The sequence below is a fragment of the uncultured Chitinophaga sp. genome (assembly GCF_937874145.1).
In the GTDB taxonomy this organism is placed as follows: Bacteria; Bacteroidota; Bacteroidia; order Chitinophagales; family Chitinophagaceae; genus Chitinophaga.
In genome coordinates this window covers 1-17,276 of the sequence record NZ_CALNBI010000398.1, presented here as the reverse complement: position 1 = coordinate 17,276, position 17,276 = coordinate 1, and the positions used below count along the sequence as shown (strand labels likewise).

14 protein-coding genes are annotated in these 17,276 nt (G+C 57.7%); 2 read left to right on the top strand and 12 right to left on the bottom strand.

The window, feature by feature from the left end; genetic code table 11:
* Positions 1-64: 64 nt before the first annotated feature.
* Entirely contained in the window at positions 65-778 is a 714-nt protein-coding gene (locus Q0510_RS19365; RefSeq protein ID WP_298715452.1) for a DUF4198 domain-containing protein, read from the bottom strand.
* A 183-nt stretch (positions 779-961) separates the two neighbouring features.
* On the opposite strand from Q0510_RS19365, the gene Q0510_RS19360 reads away from it, so the two are divergent.
* Positions 962-2,056 (top strand): hypothetical protein, encoded by a 1,095-nt coding sequence (locus tag Q0510_RS19360; protein WP_298715451.1) that lies wholly within the window; start codon positions 962-964, stop codon positions 2,054-2,056.
* A 31-nt stretch (positions 2,057-2,087) separates the two neighbouring features.
* Entirely contained in the window at positions 2,088-3,470 is a 1,383-nt protein-coding gene (locus Q0510_RS19355) for a chloride channel protein (RefSeq protein WP_298715449.1), read from the top strand.
* Between the two features lie 84 nt (positions 3,471-3,554).
* Here Q0510_RS19355 and Q0510_RS19350 read toward each other — a convergent pair whose 3' ends face one another.
* From Q0510_RS19350 to Q0510_RS19300, 11 genes are all read right to left on the bottom strand, one after another.
* A complete protein-coding gene (locus Q0510_RS19350) occupies positions 3,555-4,871 on the bottom strand; it encodes an IPT/TIG domain-containing protein (RefSeq protein ID WP_298715447.1) in 1,317 nt (438 codons plus the stop codon).
* A gap of 20 nt (positions 4,872-4,891) precedes the next feature.
* A complete protein-coding gene (locus Q0510_RS19345) occupies positions 4,892-5,803 on the bottom strand; it encodes a phosphodiester glycosidase family protein (protein WP_298715445.1) in 912 nt (303 codons plus the stop codon).
* 18 nt (positions 5,804-5,821) lie between these two features.
* The gene (locus Q0510_RS19340; RefSeq protein WP_298715443.1) at positions 5,822-7,108 is read right to left on the bottom strand and encodes a RagB/SusD family nutrient uptake outer membrane protein; all 1,287 of its coding nucleotides are present in this window, start codon (positions 7,106-7,108) and stop codon (positions 5,822-5,824) included.
* Positions 7,109-7,127: 19 nt separating this feature from the next.
* Positions 7,128-10,496 carry a TonB-dependent receptor gene (locus Q0510_RS19335; RefSeq protein ID WP_298715441.1) on the bottom strand — a complete coding sequence of 1,123 codons (3,369 nt, stop codon included), beginning with the start codon at positions 10,494-10,496 and terminating at the stop codon, positions 7,128-7,130.
* A 103-nt stretch (positions 10,497-10,599) separates the two neighbouring features.
* Positions 10,600-11,775 carry a FecR family protein gene (locus tag Q0510_RS19330; RefSeq protein WP_298715440.1) on the bottom strand — a complete coding sequence of 392 codons (1,176 nt, stop codon included), beginning with the start codon at positions 11,773-11,775 and terminating at the stop codon, positions 10,600-10,602.
* A gap of 66 nt (positions 11,776-11,841) precedes the next feature.
* Positions 11,842-12,438, bottom strand: coding sequence for a sigma-70 family RNA polymerase sigma factor (locus tag Q0510_RS19325; protein WP_298715438.1), 597 nt, complete (start codon positions 12,436-12,438; stop codon positions 11,842-11,844).
* A gap of 125 nt (positions 12,439-12,563) precedes the next feature.
* Positions 12,564-13,847 (bottom strand): AraC family transcriptional regulator ligand-binding domain-containing protein, encoded by a 1,284-nt coding sequence (locus Q0510_RS19320; RefSeq protein WP_298715436.1) that lies wholly within the window; start codon positions 13,845-13,847, stop codon positions 12,564-12,566.
* A gap of 172 nt (positions 13,848-14,019) precedes the next feature.
* Entirely contained in the window at positions 14,020-14,379 is a 360-nt protein-coding gene (locus Q0510_RS19315) for a hypothetical protein (RefSeq protein WP_298715435.1), read from the bottom strand.
* A 322-nt stretch (positions 14,380-14,701) separates the two neighbouring features.
* Complete coding sequence (locus Q0510_RS19310; RefSeq protein ID WP_298715433.1) at positions 14,702-15,820, bottom strand: AAA family ATPase; 1,119 nt, start codon at positions 15,818-15,820, stop codon at positions 14,702-14,704.
* Positions 15,801-16,511 carry an RNA ligase family protein gene (locus tag Q0510_RS19305; RefSeq protein ID WP_298715431.1) on the bottom strand — a complete coding sequence of 237 codons (711 nt, stop codon included), beginning with the start codon at positions 16,509-16,511 and terminating at the stop codon, positions 15,801-15,803. The genes Q0510_RS19310 and Q0510_RS19305 overlap by 20 nt, the downstream gene beginning before the upstream one ends.
* 242 nt (positions 16,512-16,753) lie before the next feature.
* Positions 16,754-17,276: aldehyde dehydrogenase family protein (locus Q0510_RS19300; protein WP_298715429.1), on the bottom strand; the 523-nt coding region annotated here is incomplete at its 5' end.

Genomic DNA, 17,276 nt, shown 5'->3' with positions numbered 1-17,276 from the left:
AACCTCCCGAACGCGAGTCCGGGAGGTTGGGGCACAAACATGGAATCTGTACGACGCTCTTATATTATTTTACTTCTATGCAATATGTTGCGCAACGCCAGATCTTTTCGTAGGCTTTGCCATTGTGGTCGCCTTTTTCTTCCTTGGTGCCGGCTACTTCTACCATGTAACGGCCGGGCCAGAGGGGGGTGAAGGAGGCTTTGCCGGTGCTGTCGGCCCAGAGCTTCTTGCCCCAGCCGTTCGGCGCGATAACTTCCACCTCCTGTCCACCGGCAGGCTTCAGTTCTTTAAGTGTATAGAAATCAATGTTTTGCCCAGTTTTCAGGGTGGCGTTGGGGGCGGTGTACACGCTCAGCACGTTCTGGTTGGCGGCGGCGTCCAGCTGGGCGGAGGTGCCAACGCGCACTACGGCGCTGGAGTGGTAATCGAGGCGGCTGCCGTGGTAAACGTCTCTTACTACGTGTTTCATGACAACGGTGTAAGCGCCGTCCTGGTCAGGTGTGAAGTAGGCTTTATAGTGATCTTTGCCGGGCGCGCTCTGCAGGGGCAGCACTTTGCCGTCGGGGGTGATCACCGAAAGGGCGTAAGATTTGGTATCGGAGAACCATTTGTCCAGGGGGGAAATGTCCTTATCGGCGAATTCGCCCCAGAACACCCGAACTTCCTGGGCCTGGCCTTTTTTACCAACCGGGCTGGTTTCTATCCAAAGTGCGTGGCCAAAGGAATTGATGGCGGCGAAAAGCGCCAGGGCCAGCATACATGTAAAACGTGATAACATAAGCTTCTGTTTTGAAGGCGTAAAATTATGGACGGAACGTTTGGGTGGATGATCGGATCGGAAATTTGATTTACGCATCCGGGAAAAATCACGGGCATGTATTTTGCGCTCCGATAGGGATATTTCCATAATTTAGTGACAATGATATGCGTTATACACGCACAGCCATATAAAATTACCCGCATGAAACGGTTCCTCTTACTGCTCGTTATCTCCCTCCCCCTTGCCGCCTCCGCCCAGAAGCTGACGGAATCCGCCATAGATGACATATCTGAGAAAATGGCCGCCACCTTTCTCAAGCTCAACGACCCCGCACTGGTGTTTGTGACGGAACAGATGAGCCGCTCGGGCGCCGGCGGACTGGAAATCGATAAAACGATGCAGGACCTTAAAAAGGACCCCGCCACCATCGACGCCGCCCTCAAATTCCTGTATCAATACAGCGATTGCGACCGGCAGACGTTCATCGCCAACCTCCGCGCGATGGATATCAAGTCGGGCAACGTTTTCCCGATCGCCACCTATACGGTCAATAAATATAAGAACGAAGCCAAGGACCTGACGGAAGAGAAAGCCACCCTGTACAAGTCCGGCGCCATCCCGAAAGCCATTACGCTCATGGTAGCGCCCCCGGCCAACACCAACCAGGCCACGGCCGCCAATCTCGATGGCGCGCCTCCCGCCGCCGCCCAGGCCGCCCAGCAGGCTGCCGGTGCGCCCGCGACCATCAATACCACCGCCGCCGGCGTGGAATCCGCCGACACCCGGAATTGGGACGTGCGCCTCGTTTTCGGCATGACCAAACCCGACCAGTTGCTCGACCTCTACGGCAAACAGAACGTGGAGCTGCGCGACGCCACTGACTTCGACGGCAACGACGCCGGCAAGGCCTGGGTGGTTTACCCGGATACCGAGAACGAAATGGCCGTGGTATTCTATAAAGACTCTACCAAAACCATCACCTTCGGCCAGGAAAACGCCAAATGGCGCGCGCCCTTCGGTATCAAACCCGGCGACCCGATCGATAAAGTGCAGAAAGTGAACGGCAGGGGCTTCCGGATCAACGGGTTCGAATGGACCAACGGCGGCACCGTACAGAGTTACGACGGCGGCCAGCTCGATAATAAGGGCGTACACCTCCTGTTCAGGGCGCTCAATACCGGAGACCCCAAGCTCTACGATTCCTTTACCGGCGAAAAATCCTTCCGGTCCGACGCATCGGGGGTTAAAAAGCTCGGTGTGATCGTGGAAAAGGTCCAATTCCGGACCGGGGAATGACCATTAGCCTACGTTTTACTAATTTAGCCGGATGGAAGGAACCGGAAACAAGTACTACAGGTTATTGGTCAAGCTGGGAAATATCAGGTCGAAATACACCTCCCACCGTAATTTTTTAATCCTCATCAGTTTCATCGTCGGCGTTATCGCAGCCCTCGCGGCGGTAGCGCTCAAGGTATCCGTGGCGTTCTTCGAGCACCGGGCGGAGTCGATGAACGACTGGATGGGAAGCAACTGGTTGTCGGCCATCCTCCCGCTGATTGGCACCGGCCTCTCCTTCCTGCTGCTCACCCGCTTTTTCCAGGGCCGGCTGAACCGGGGGATTGGTTTCATCATCCACAACATCGTCGCCAATAAAGGCCGGATCGAGAAAAGGCACACTTACGGCCACATCCTCACCGCAGCGCTCACCACCGGCTTCGGCGGCAGCGTAGGGCTGGAGGCGCCCATCGTGGCCACAGGCGCCGCCATCGGCTCCAATACCGGCCGCGACCTCCGCCTTTCTTCGAAAGATACCGTCCTGCTCCTCGCCTGCGGCACGGCCAGCGGCATCGCGGCGGTGTTCAACAGCCCTTTCGCCGGGATCATCTTTGTCCTCGAAATATTCCTGCTCGATTTCACCATCCCCTTCTTCATTCCCCTCCTGATCTCCACCGCCACGGCCACCGTGGTGTCGCAACTGATCTACCCGGGAAAATTCATCTTTACCGCCAGCGAAAGCTGGAACATCCAGGCCATCCCTTTTTACATCTGCCTGGGTATCGCCTGCGGCATGGTATCGGTATACGTTACGCATATGGTGGAATGGATAGAAGGATTCTTCCATAAGCGCAAAATGAGCTGGAAAACCTGGCTGATGGCCGGCATCCCGCTCTGCGGCATTATCTTCTTCCTGCCGGGCCTTTACGGCGAGGGCTATTCCACCATCACCCAGCTGCTGGCCGGCAATTACGCCGCCATCACCTCGCATTCCCTCCTGCAAGGGTACAGCACCGAAATCTGGGCGGTGATCCTCATGTCGGTTTTACTCATCACTTTCAAAGTGATCTGCGCGGTATTGACCATCTGCGCGGGCGGCAATGGCGGCGTTTTCGCTCCGTCGATGATTACCGGCGGGATCACGGGGTTCCTGTTCGCCTACCTTGTCAACGTAACCGGCATTTACCATCTCAACACCCCCAACTTCATCATCACCGCCATGGCCGGAGTGCTGGCAGGCGTAATGCACGCGCCGTTAACGGCCATCTTCCTGCTGGCCGAAATCTCCGGGGGGTACAAACTCTTTGTACCGCTCATGATCGTGACGGCCATTTCCTACTTCATCACCCGCAAGTACATCAAATACTCAGTGTATCATAAATCGCTGGTAGAAAAGAAAATCCTGTCCGACGATTATCTTCCCGATCACTTCTAATTTCTTCATAAAAACAGCCCCCGGCGCAGCAAAGCACCGGGGGCTGTTCGTTTTTCCGCCACCCTGGAAAGAGCGGCTTCGGTTCTATTTTTTCGTCAGTTTACGGATAGCATGATTTGCCTGGTCGGCCACGTACACGTTGCCCTGCGCGTCCACACACACGTCTGTAGGCGTGTTGAGCTGCGCGCCCGCACCGAGCCCGTCGGTGAACCCGCGCGCACCGCCGGCGATGGACACCACTTTCCCTTCCGGTGAAATCTTCCGGATTTTGTGGTTGTTCAGGTCGGCTACATAAACGTTTCCGTCTGCATCGATCGTGATCCCGTACGGATCGGCGAACCGCGCGCCGGCGGCATCGCCGTCGAGGTATCCGGAGTTGCCGTCGCCCGCGAGGGTGGTCACCACGCCGGCGGGCGTCACTTTGCGGATGCGCTGGTTGAGCCTGTCGGCGATGAGGAGGTTGCCGTCTTTATCGATCTCCAGCCCGCTCGGGTTGCGGAATTGCGCGGCGGTGCCCGTGCCGTTGGCGAAGGCGGCCGTGCCATTCCCCGCAATGGTGGTCACTTGTCCGTCGGTAGCGATTTTGCGGATACGGTGATTCAGGTTATCGGCAACATACAGGTTTCCGGCGGCGTCCACCACGATGTCGAGCGGCTGGTTGAACTGGGCGGTATTGGCATCGCCATCCGCGAACCCGGCCACGCCTGTCCCGGCAACAGTGCTCACGACACCGGCGGGCGTGATTTTGCGGATGGCGTGGTTATCGCGGTCGGCGACGAAGATATTCCCCTGCGCATCTTCCACGGCGCGCCAGGGCAGGCGGAACCTTGCCGCAGCGCCGGTGGCGTTCACGTAACCGGCGGTAGTAGCGCCCGCAATGGGAACGGCCTGCCCGGCAGTGGTGATCCGGCGGATGCGGTTGTTGCCGCGGTCGGTTACGATCACAGATCCATCGGCGCCGATGGCTACGCCCTGCACCGTGCGGAACAGTGCGTCGGCCACGGGGCCATCAACGGAACCGGCGGTGCCGCTACCCGCAAGCGTGCTCACCTGGTATTCTTCCAAAGGCGGCAGATAAGTGAAAAGCCCTCCCGTGACGGTGCCCTTCGGCGTGGCTACGGTCACCGGCCCGGTGGTGCCGTCTTCCGGCGAAACCACCTGCAGCGCGTATTCCGAGGCTTCGATCACCACGGCGGCTTTCCCGCCGAGTTGCACTTTATTGTCTTCGCGGACCGTGCTGAAGTTTTTACCCTTGATGGTGATGATCATATTCGGATGGCCCGAAGAAGGATATATGGCGATGATCGACGGCGTGACGGGCTTTTCCGCATCGTCGTCCTTATCGCATGCCGACAGCCATGCGAAGGCCGGCAGCAGTAAATAGGTGATGAGTTTTTTCATGTCTGGCAGAATTGAATCGGTTATCGGGAAATGATCATCCAGGCGTTGCCTACGGCGCGGTTGGTGCCGTCGCTGGGACGGTTGCGCACCTGCCACACGTCCGCCAGCGGATGTTTGATCATGAACGTGCTGCTTCCGCCACCGTCGACGTTGATGGCGATGGTGGAGCCGCAGGCTTTCAGCATATGTCCCAGCTGGGTGATGGTGCAGCCGTTGGAATAGTAGAAGCTGCGGCCGTCGATGACGATGAAGTACATTTTCCCCTGGGCGTTCATGCCGATGCCGGTGCGGGGTTCCACGGAAAGATCCGTTTGGGTGAGGATCTGGTTATCCCTGACCAGCATGGGGCCGCCGCCGAGGGCGTCTTCCAGGTCGTTTTGCACGGCCAGGAAATCCTGCCGGTCGCCGATATAAGGTTTCCCGTTTTTCAGCACGCCCATGAACGTGGCGCTGCGGGCGTTGGCCCAGGTGGTTTTGAGCACCACACCGTCTCTCACGTAGATGCCGCGGGGCTCGCCGGTGGAGGTGTTGAAGAAGTCCGCATTCACACCGGCCAGTACTTTGTAGCCGGGCTTCTCGATGTATTTGGCCATATCGGGCACGGTTTGCATGGCGTAGGCGGCGGCGTTATAGGGCGTGCCTGCCTGTAACAGGAGGCCTGGGTAGTTGGCGTCCACTTCGAGAATGAAGGCGCGCATGGAGTAGCCTTCGCGGCTCAGGTAGTGGATATCGGTTTCTTTGATGCCGGGCGCCACTTCGAACAGGGTGTCGCTGAACACCTGCGCCATTACGCCCGCGCTGTCGAGGATGCGCTGGGTGAGAGGGCTTTTGATCGTATAGGGCGCCTGCGCCACGGCTTCGTCTTTCTTGCAGCCGATCAGGAGGGCGTATACCAGCGTCAATCCCCAGACCAGTTTATATTTATGCAGCATAGAATTGTAATTGAAAGATTAATAATCGTCGTTTTGATCCAGGTTGGTATTCAGCGCCAGTTCATTCATGGGGAGCGGATATTTCACTTCCCGCTTCAGTATCCCCAGTTCAGACACGGCTTTGCCGGTGCGCACGAGGTCGTACCAGCGGTGCCCTTCACCCAGCAATTCCTTTCTCCGCTCCAGCAACACGGCATCGAGATATGCCGCTTCGCCAACAGGGTTTACCGGGCCCAGCCCGCGGAAAGCCCGCAGCTCGTTGAGCCTGTCTAACCCCGCCAGCCCCTGTGCCTCGGCGCTGATCAGGTACATCTCGCCCAGCCGCACGATCACGATGGGATCGGTGCCCGACTGGCCGCTGGGATACTTGTTGATGATCCGCAGCCCGGAGAATGTTTCTACGGACATAGCGGTGCGCTTATCGTCCGCCGTGAACATATCCATGGTTTCCTGCGTGGGACGGTACACGTAGCTGCCTTTCACTTCGTGGGCATAGGTATAGAAAAGCGTGCTCACCCGGATGGAGGATTCGATGGTCAGGTTCTTGAAAGAAAAAATCTCTTCGGTGTTGGCCGTTGCCCTGAAGATCTTCTCAAAAGCATCCAGTGCAAACAACCCGCTTTCAATCACTTCTTCCGCCAGCGCGGCGGCTTCCGCCTTCTTCCCCTGCGCCAGCTTCACGCGCGCCATCAGCGCCTTCGCGGCCTGCGACGACACCTGGTAATATTGCCCCGTCGCATACGCCGGCGCCTGTTCTATCGCTATTTCCAGCTCTTTTTCGATAAACGCCCAGGTCTCCGCTTCCGTATTGCGCGATACTTTTTCGTTCGTGTTCCGCTCCAGCACAGGCACGCCGCCCCAGCGGGTAACGAGGTTGTAGTAAATAAGCCCGCGGAAGAAATGCACGATGCCTTCGATCTCCGATTTCCGCGTGGACGCCGGGATGCGCGCGAGTGTTTCCAGCAGGTTGTTGACCTGGTACAACGATGCATAATACCCGTTCCAGGCGTTGGACATCAGGCCGTTTTCCGGCCGCAGCACGTTGCTGATGAAGGTATTCAGCCCCCCGTCGCTGGTTGCGCCGGAGTTGATGAGGTTGCCGCCTACGATATCGAACGAGATGTACGACTCCGAACCGGGCGCATTCTGCACCCTGTTGTAAACGCCTACCAGGAAGGCTTCCACATCGGCTTCAGACAACGTGTTGGTGGCCACGGCCGAATGCGATTTCACGTCCAGCAGTTTACTGCAGGATGCAACCATGAGGCTGCCCGTGATCAGTGCTGGTATCAATATTCTTTTCATGACGATGTTTGCTTCGGTTTTAAAAATGCAGGTTGATGCCGAAATTGAAGGAACGAGGCTGCGGAAGCACCAGGTTGTCTTCCCCGATGAAGCGCGGATCCAGGTCCGACGATACTTCCGGATCCAGCCCGGAATACTTCGTCCATAACGCGAGGTTATCTGCCTGCGCATACACGCGCAAACGCTTCACATGCGCCCGCTGCAGCCAGGTGCGCGGCAATTCGTAACCCAGCGATACGGTCCTTACGCGAAGGAAGCTGCCATCTTCCAGCCAGCGCGAGGAGTTGGCGATATTCTGCGCCTGGTTGTAGATCGCACGGGGAACGGTGTTGCTCGTGCCGGGGCCCGTCCAGCGGGATTCCGCTACGCGGCGGAAATTGTTCGTCCCGTTCTGCCCCAGCCTTTCCACCATGATCCGCGAAGTATTGTATACGTCGTTTCCGTAAGTGTAATTCAGGAAAACAGTCAGGTCGAAGTTTTTATAGCGGAAAGTGTTATTCCATCCACCGAAGAAATCCGCGTTGGAACTGCCCACCACCTGGCGGTCGTTGATATCGATCACGCCGTCGCCGTTGAGGTCTTCATAATGCACATCGCCCGCGCGAACGCCGGTGTTGTACTGCGGCAGCGGCACATCCTTGTCGTCCTGGAAAATGCCGACCATCTTATACACCCAGATACTGCCGATGTCTTTCCCTACTTGCAAACCCCGGTTGCTGCCAACCGACAGCAAATCGTTGTCCCCGATCAGGGAGGTAATGCGGTTGCGGATGAAGGAGATGTTGAAGTCGGATTGCCATTGCAGCTCACCGAAGCTGTAGTTCCCGTTCAGCGCCAGTTCCAGCCCTTTGTTCCGCATCGATCCGATGTTGCTCGTGATGCTGGTGAAACCGGAAGTGGCATGGATGGGCATGTTATACAGGAGGTTCGTCGTGTTCTTCACGAAGTAATCCACCGTGAAGCTGAGCGCGCCTTTCCACAGCGACAGTTCCACGCCTGCGTCGAGCTGGTTGGCCTTTTCCCAGGTCAGCGCTTCGTTGCCGAACCCTGTGATCGCGATACCGCTTTTGCCGTCGTAGTTGTAGCCGCCGCCGGTCAGCGCCTGGTACGCGTAATTGCTCACGCCTTCCTGGTTACCGGTAGAACCGTAGCTCATCCGCACTTTCAGGTCGGTGCCGGGCTTCGTCCACCAGGGCTCTTTCGATACCTGCCAGCCGGCAGACACAGATGGGAAATAACCATAGCGGTTGTTGGGCGAGAAGCGGGAGGAACCGTCGGTACGGATGGAAGCCCCGAGGAGGTAGCGCTCTTTATACGCCAGGTTGGCGCGCCCGAAATACGATTCCATCGCGTTGCCGTACAGGTTCGTGCCCGCGCTCGTGATCACCGACGCGGCATTCAGCACGTCGAACGAAGGCGCGGGGAAACCATTGCCGTCGATACCGCTGGTGGACGTCATTACCCGCTGGAACGAGTGGCCCGCCAGCACATCGAGCTTCAGCTGGCCGAAGAGCTTGCTGTAAGTAAGGGTGTTTTCAAGGAGGATATTGGTCATCCAGCGGCGGTTGTCGGCGATGCGGCCGTTGCCCGTTCCGTAAGGATGCCTGGCGTTGTAATAAACGTAATCGTTGGTCAGCCCCACATCCGAACCGAAGGAGGTTTTGTACGCCAGTCCGGGCATGAGCCGCAGCTCTGCGAAAGCGTTGCCGATCATGCGGTAATTCTGCAGCTGCGCCACTTCTTCTTTGAGGATCTGGATGGGATTGTGGTACACAAGGTCGGAAGTGCCGCCTACGTAGTACGATCCGTCGGGCTTGTACGGCCGGTCGAACGGACGGTGCGGCAAGCTCCTTCCCATTACGGTGGAACCGAGGTTGGAGCCGGGCACGCGGTTGTTGTCGGAATAGCTGAAGCTCACGTTCACGCCGGTGCGCAGCCAGCTGAGGGGCTCGCTGGCCAGGTTGATGCGGCCGGTATATTTCTTCAGGTCGTTGTAGATGATCGTGTCCTGCTGGTTGAGGAAACCGCCGGAAATGTAATACGTGGTTTTATCGTTGCCTCCGGAAACGGACAGGTCCACGTTCTGCGACCAGGCTTTGCGGAGCACCAGGTCCATCCAGTCGGTATCGGGAAGCCCGGGATATGGATTATCGATGCCCTGGATGAACTTGCTGTTGCCGGGTTCGTACCCGTATTGTTTGTTGTAGTTGTCGATGGCTTCGTTGGCGACTTCCAGGTAGAGTTTGGAATCCGCCATTTCGATTTTGTGCAGGTTCATTACTTCCGACATGCCGGCCCAGGCGTTGAGGCTCAGCTGTCCTGCGCCTTTGCGGCCGCTTTTGGTGGTGATGAGCACTACGCCGTTGGTGGCGCGGGACCCGTAAATCGCTGCGGACGCTGCATCTTTCAGCACTTCGACGGACGCGATGTCTTGCGGGTTCAGCTGCGCGAGGGGGTTCATCCTGCCGCCGAAATTGAACATGCCGGCGTCGTGCGGGATGATGGGCACCCCGTCGATCACGTACAGCGGTTCGTTACTGGCGCTCAGCGATCCCGTTCCGCGAACGCTCACGCGCAGCCCTGCGCCCGGCATCCCCGAAGAAGAGGAGATGTTCACGCCGGGCATGCGGCCCTGCAGCATCTGGTCGGGCCCCAGGACCGGGCGGGCGTTCAGTTCATCCGGCCGGAAGGTGCTGATCGAGCCGGTGAGCTCCGTTTTCTTTTGGGTGCCGTATCCTACCACAACCACCTGCTGGATATTGCGGGTTTCGCGCTGCAGGAAAACCTGTACGGGCTTATCGTCGGTTACGACTACGGTTTTAGCGGTATATCCGATGAAAGTGAACACCAGTGTAGCCGGCACGTCTGCGTTTTGCAAGGCAAACCGGCCATTGGCATCCGTTACGGTACCGCCGGATGCGCCTTTCACGGCAACGGACACACCGGGCAGCGGTTCCCTGCTATCGGCATCGGTTACTACACCCGTGAGTTTCACGGCGGCTTTGGCGGGCTCGTCGCGGCTCATGAGGATCACCGTTTTGTCTACGATGCGGTAAGTGAGCGGCGAACCGTCGAGGCATTTGTCCATCACCTCGCTGATCGATGCGTTCTGCATTTGCAGGGTGATGCGGGTGTTGATGCGCGCGAGGTTCTCATCTTTGAAAATGAACAGATAATCGCTTTGCTGGCGGATGATTTTAAAAATCGTTTCCAGTCCCGCGTTACGAACCTGAACGTTCAGCGGAACATCCTGGATGCGGGCGCCGGCATGGGAAGGGAGGCCGGCAAGGATCGCCAGCAGGAGGAACAGGTGCAGGGCCGGAGGGGCCTTACGCCTCCGTATGCCCGCGCCACCGGGATGCGCCGCGGGTTTCATGCATTTCTTCATAACAGCATTTGTGTGTTTAATAATTCTATTGTATGCTTAGGGGCATGGCACGGCAATCCGGAAGGCGTCCCTTCCGAATGGCCATTGGCCTGCCTTTCATTTACTATCGGGATACTTTGACCGTGCGCCCTTCCACCTCAAAGTGGACGCCGGCCGTCAGCTCGAGAATTTTCAGCGCCTGCGACAGGTGTTCCTGTTTGCGCATGGCCCCTGTTACATGTATGTGGCTGTCCAGCCCCGGCTCATACGCTACATCCACGTCATACCATCTTCCCAGGTCGCGCATGACGGCCGAGAGCTCGTCGTTTTTAAATGTGATGATGCCGTTCTTCCAGGCCACGGCGCTTTCCATGTCGCCGTCGTATTGTTTCAAGGATCCGGATTTCGGGCTGAAGGCGGATTCCTGTCCGGGTTTCAGCGTTACATGCTTGCCGCTGCCCGTTATGCGTACCGCGCCTTCGAGCAGGGCGGTGGTGAAAAGTTTTTCTTCAGGATAGGCGTTGACGTTGAACTTCGTTCCCAGCACCTGCACTTTCATCCCGTCAACCATAACGAAAAACGGCCGCTGCACATCGCTCGCCACTTCGAAATAGGCTTCGCCGGTGAGGCTGACCAGCCGTTCCTTTCCATTGAACGCCACGGGATATTCGAGGCGGCTGGCGGCGTTGAGCCACACCTTCGTTCCATCGGCCAGGCGCACTCGGTATTGCCCGCCGCGGGGCGTGATGAGGATATTGCTGCCGCGGTCTCCTTCATTTTCTTCATACAACAGTTCCGCGTCTTTCTTCTCCACATTCCCCTCCCCGATCCGGCCATCAGCCGTTTGGTCGAGCACCACGGTTTGCCCGTTATGCAGTACGAGCTGCGCTTTATTGCCGCCGGGGGCGATATCGCCATTCGGTTCGACATTGTGCGCTTTCGCCAGGTCCGCCACGGTAGCCTGTTGCCCTTGCGGCTGGCGGAGCAGCAGCGCTCCTCCGCCCAGGAGTATCGCCATCCCGCCGATGGCGGCCGCCACACGCCAGCGGTGGCTGCGGCGCATGGAGGTAACGATGGTTTCCCGTTCCGGCTGCATCCGGGCGTGAATGCCCGCCAGCAGGCGTTCCTGTAACGCGGGATCGGGCACGGCGATATCTCTTTCACGGAAAGCCTCCAGCAACAGGGTTTTCAGTTCCGTTGCAGGCGTGTGTTCCAGGTAATGCAGCAACCAGCGGCGTTCGTCGTCCGTCCAGTCCGGTTTAGCCAGCAGCTCCCGGAGATATTGTGCTTGATCCTCCAATGGCGGTCAGGTTTATAGTAAATACGCGGAAATTGAAAAAAGGGGGGTCCTGGAAGGAAGTTTTTTTTATCCCAGCAAATGCGACAGCAGCGGCGCGCCCAGCGCCAGGGCCTGCCATTCCGGTTGCAGCCGCACGTATTCGCGGATGAACTGGCTGGCTTTCTGGATATGTTCCTTCACGGTATAGTGGGAAATCTGGAGCTCGGAAGCCGCCTCGGCATAGGTGCGGCCCTGTACTTTACAGAGCAGGAAAACTTTTTTACGTTGCGGCGGCAGCTGCTCGATGGCTTTTTCCAGCATGTCGAGCTGGAGCGAGGTATGGTCCCATCCGGGCTCGCCGGGGAGGTCGGGCAGGGAATCCAGCCCTTCTATCTGCAATTTCTCGCGGAGATCTTTGCGCAGCCAGGAAACGGAACGGTTGTAGCTGACCACGAACAGCCAGTTGCCGGCGGGCTGGCCGGGCTTCAGTTGCCCGCGTTTTTCCCAAAGGCGGATGAAAACTTCCTGCACGATGTCCTGTGCGGCGGAAGGTTCGCGCACCAGCCGGCAGATGTTGGCGTAAACAGACGGGAAATATGCGCGGTACAGCGCATCGAAGGCTTCGGTGCTGTCGTTGCGCAGAGCGTCTACCCATAATATTTCATCAGACTCCTTCCAGGTCATGCGTCTCCCTGTTTAAACGGTAAATGATCCGGTACGTGGGCCGGAAATGCGCGCAAATGTTAGGCTTTTGGTTGATCGTTCATAAGGCCTGAGGGCAAATTAATAATAAAATAATACAATTCGCACTACTCCCGCGCAAGGATAGCATGGAGGGAAGGAATGGTAACGGTGACGGAAGTGCCGCTACCCTGGCGCCCGTCCCAGTCGATGGTGCCGCCCAGCCCGGTGACGTTCTGGCGGAGGATATCGAGCCCGGAGCCGGGGCGCAGCCGGTCGGGCGGCAGGCCGATGCCGTCGTCTTCGATCGTCAGCGAAATATCTTCGCCATCGAATTGCAGCTGCACGATGATACTGTCTGCCTGCGCGTGCTTCACAGCATTCTGGATGAGTTCCTGCGCCGTGCGGTATACGGTGAGCTCGGCGCCCGGCTCAAACCGGAAAGGCGTGCCGAAGCTGTAGAAATTGATCTGCGTGGGGCAGCAGGGCGCGAGGTTATGGCAATGTGTTTCGAGCGCGGAATTGAGGCCGTACTGCTGCAGCACTTCCGGCATGAGGCTGTGCGCGGTTTTGCGGACTTCGCGGGCGGCTTCGTCGAGCAGGGCGAGCGTTTGCAGGAATTCGGCCGTATGCAGCGAGGGCACCTGGTCCTGCAGTACGCCCAGGTGCATGCGCACCGCTGCGAGCGTACCGCAAACGCCGTCGTGGAGGCTCCGCGCGATGCGGCTCCGCTCCTTTTCTTCGACGTTCATGATGAGCAGCGCCTTTTGGAGGTCGTTGCTGCTCCAGGGCGCCAGCTCCATCCCGGCGTCCGCGCCGGCTTCCAATGCTTTCAGCAATACCGGGTTATAGAAGAAATTCGGGAAATCGGCGCCGGCGGGGCGGTACATCAATTGCGTATTGGCGCGGTTCCCGTAAACGGGGCACGCGAATATTTCCGCATATTGCTTTTCTTCTTCCGCGGTCAGCGCCCAGGCAAAGTGTACTTCGTAAGGATTCAATCCCGCCTGCGAGGCGTATTCCGTGCCGTGCTTGCAATACGCCATGGCCAGTTCTATGAACTGGCGGGTCACGAAAGCGGCTTCGGGCGCGTGGTGACGGGGCGTCATGATCACGCGGAACATGCCTTCGCGCATGTTTTTGCTGTACCGGTACAGCTGCCCCACGATCCCCAGCGCGTCGAGGTTCGAGATATCGCCGATGTGCAACCCGATGTAAGGATCGCCCGAGACCTTCACCGCCGATGCGAAAAAGCGCGACAGTTCTCCCAGGGTCACCGGGCGCTGGAGGCTTTCCATCGACCCCGGTTCCACACCGGCATCCTCCATGATCCGGTCTACAGGCCAGCCCAGCTTTTCACAGTAGATGAGGAGGATATTGATCGCCTCGGCGGTGGTCACCTGCGTTTCCATACATGTCGAAATTTGGAATAGGCGCTTACGTCCTGATAGGAATAATGATGATGCTGCAAGGAATAAAATTAATCAAAAACCCTTCCGCCTCCAAACCACCCGTCCTTAAAATGCCCGTGCCCGGAAGCTTGGTACTTCCGGGCAACGAACACTATCGGTCCTGAATGGCGGATCAGATTTTTTCCAGCTGCTGCAGTACGGTCAGCGTGTTATCCAGGCAGCGTACCACTTTATAGCCTTTCTCGTTTTCAAGCGTAATAATGTAAGTATTGATGCCTTCCGCCTCGAATTCGCGGATATAACGGATCTGGTAATCAGGGCATTTCTTCATGAGTTTTTTGATCACGTTGAAGGGCAGCGCCGCTTCATTGATCATGCGGGATGTTGCCAGCAGGTTGCCTTCGGCATCGTACCAGCTTTTTTCAGCAGCCAGGCGGACGGAGGTTTTGAACATCATGTCCGCACCCGGGGTAACGGCGGCGGCATTCAGGGAAATGATTACGGTGGCGATGAGTGCGATGATAGTTTTCATGTGAATAATTTTATGGGATGAACGTTGTTGTTTGTTTGACGATTCAAAAGTATGAACGGCTCCAAACATCCTAAAACGAATAGTTATCAGCGGATGAACGGCAAGCAAAACCGCCGTAAGTGTCCGTTTTTGCACAGATCGGACACGCCCGCACTTTTCACGCAAAACCTTTCCAGCACTGCATTCCAACGAAAAAGCCCGTCCAATGGACGGGCTTCCGGGCCTTCCGGCCTTCAAATTCGCAATCGGGCTAACCGGTTTCGGCGTAACGGCCGTTTGTAAAAGCGGACAACCCGGTCACAAAACCGGACATTACCCGCGGTTAAAATGCCGGATCCGCGGCAATCCAGGTCACTTCATGCGCCTCCCAGGCCGCGGGAACCTCCAGTTTCGCCGCGAGCTTTTCCAACACCAGCGCGGGCACCACGGCCTCACGGTTGCTGTTTTGCCGGAAAAGCTGCCGGTACGGTACTTCCACATATACGATCCGCACCTGCGCCTTATAGGTGAAAAACAGCTCCAATAACTGCATCCGCATCTGCCGGGTAACGTTCGTGGCGTTCCACACAAAGCCGGTCCCCTTCCGCAGAAACACCCTGGCACGCTCCTTCGCCGCCTGTATCACCTGGCCGTTGCCGGTGGCATCCGTCGGCGAAACACCCATTTCTTCCCGCAGCCCGTCCAGCGATACTACCGGCAGGTTTGGATAATGCCTGCGGATGAAGGTATCTTTCCCGGCGCCTGGCAGACCGCTCATCAGGATCACTTCGCTGACCGGCTGCTCAAACGGCACGTAATCGGGATGCGTGTTTTCATGCAGCAAGTAATGCATGCGGGCATGCGGCGTCGCAAACGGCCGCGCCGCGCCCCAGCATTGCTGCTCCTGGCACAGCGCCTCAAAGCAGCCGATGCGGTAGAGCATTTCGTCTTTATCGGCGCAAATGCGGCCAAGCACATCGGCGCGGGCGAGCATGGCCAGCAGGCGGGTATCAATTTCCTGGCTCACTTTCACCAGTTCCTTTACGGGGTCCGGCCTCTCAAGCGCCCACAGCGGGAAGCCATGATAGCGCACCAGGGCCGTTACCTGCTGGCGGATGGCGAACGGCGTGGGGATTTCGCCGTATAAGATCTGCCGCGCGGTAAGCGCGCCTTTGCGGGCGTGCCCCGGCGAGGAAATCCTTCCATCCGGCTCCGTGACCGTCGTACTGCGCTTCTCCACGTCATGCAGGAGCGCTGCGGCCCAGAGGATCTCCCGATCCTGTTCGGTTAATTCTATATACGCAGCATCAGCACACAGCGCTTCGAGCACCATGCGGGTATGCGTGGCCACGTCGCCTTCGGCGTGGTGCTGCGGGTCCTGGGGCGTAAGCGCCATGTCGCGCACCCAATCGAACGACTGCGCGAGATGATCCCAGGATTTATTAGTACTGATGGTCCACATAATTACCTCCTTCTTGTTTGAGGCGGGCACGCTTCCAGTTACGCGTCCAGTGGACGTCCGTCTGCACATGCCCTTTCCTTACATATTTAAAAACATTTTTCGAGAATTCATCGGCCGGGTACCCGTCTGCGTTACGCGTCACGATGCCTTCCATCGTTGCCGGCGCGCCGGATGCCGCGTTGTGCGGGCCAAACGCTCCGCTGCCGCCTGCCGCCGCCACCAGTTCCTTTTCAAACGCCGCGCGGTTATTAACTTCGGGCATCGAAACTTCCGGCACCACCGGCAGGTCGAGCATATGGGCATAAAAGCGCGTCTCTTCCCAGCTCAGCCATCTTCCATCTTCCCGCACAGCGAACACATAATAATGATGATCGAGTTGCCGGTACTCGAGGGAATGGATGGCGTAGAGGTTTTCCAGGAAAATCTCCAGCGGGCCCAGGTCGTGTTTCACCATTTGCCAGAAACGGCGCAGGTCTTCGGTCCACGGCGAAGTCGTGGGCGCGGCGTGCGACCGGGCGAATACGCCCAGGCGGGACAGGCAATTGTTTTCCCCGTCGAGCTTTTCGGTATGCACCAGTTTGGGGATGGCGGACAGCTGGTCCCAGTAATCATAATTAATCCGGTCGTCGCTGCTGGTGCCTGGCGAGAACGGGAAATGATAGGTACGGCCGTATTTTGTTGATATTGCCATGATTGTAGGATTTACATTTAACAAAATGATTCTCCGGCGCCCGGAAAACGGGTGCGGATGCAGCGGTTCAATATGTTAATGCAATTACATGGCGCAAGGCTTGAGGTGTTTGCGATTGGATGCAAAATTAGAAAAAAGGTCCGGCTTACGAACAGCGTTGGTCATTTTGCGGAGGGGTTCGTCCATAAAAACGAAAAGCCCGCGGCCGTACAGGCCGCGGGCTTGCTATTGCTTATCTATACTTACAAATCGAACTGAATCCCCTGCGCCAGCGGCAACCGGCTGCCGAAGTTGATGGTATTGGTCTGGCGCCGCATATACGCTTTCCACGCGTCGCTGCCGCTTTCCCGGCCGCCGCCCGTTTCCTTCTCCCCGCCAAACGCGCCGCCGATCTCGGCGCCGCTCGTCCCGATATTGACGTTGGCAATGCCGCAGTCGCTCCCGGCCACGGAAAGGAATTGTTCCGCTTCGCGGAGGTTCAGGGTCATGATGGCGGACGACAATCCCTGCGGCACGCCGTTCTGTATTTTAATCGCTTCTTCCGGCGAGGAATACGGCATGAGGTACAATATCGGGGCAAACGTTTCCGACTGCACGATGGGCATGCCGGGCTGCACTTCGGCGATGCAGGGCTTCACGTAACACCCGCTTTCGAAACCTTCACCTGCCATCACGCCGCCTTCCACCACAAAGCGCCCGCCCTGTGCCTTGCAGGCTTCGATCGCGCGCAGGTAAGCCTGAACGGCCTGCGTATCGATGAGCGGG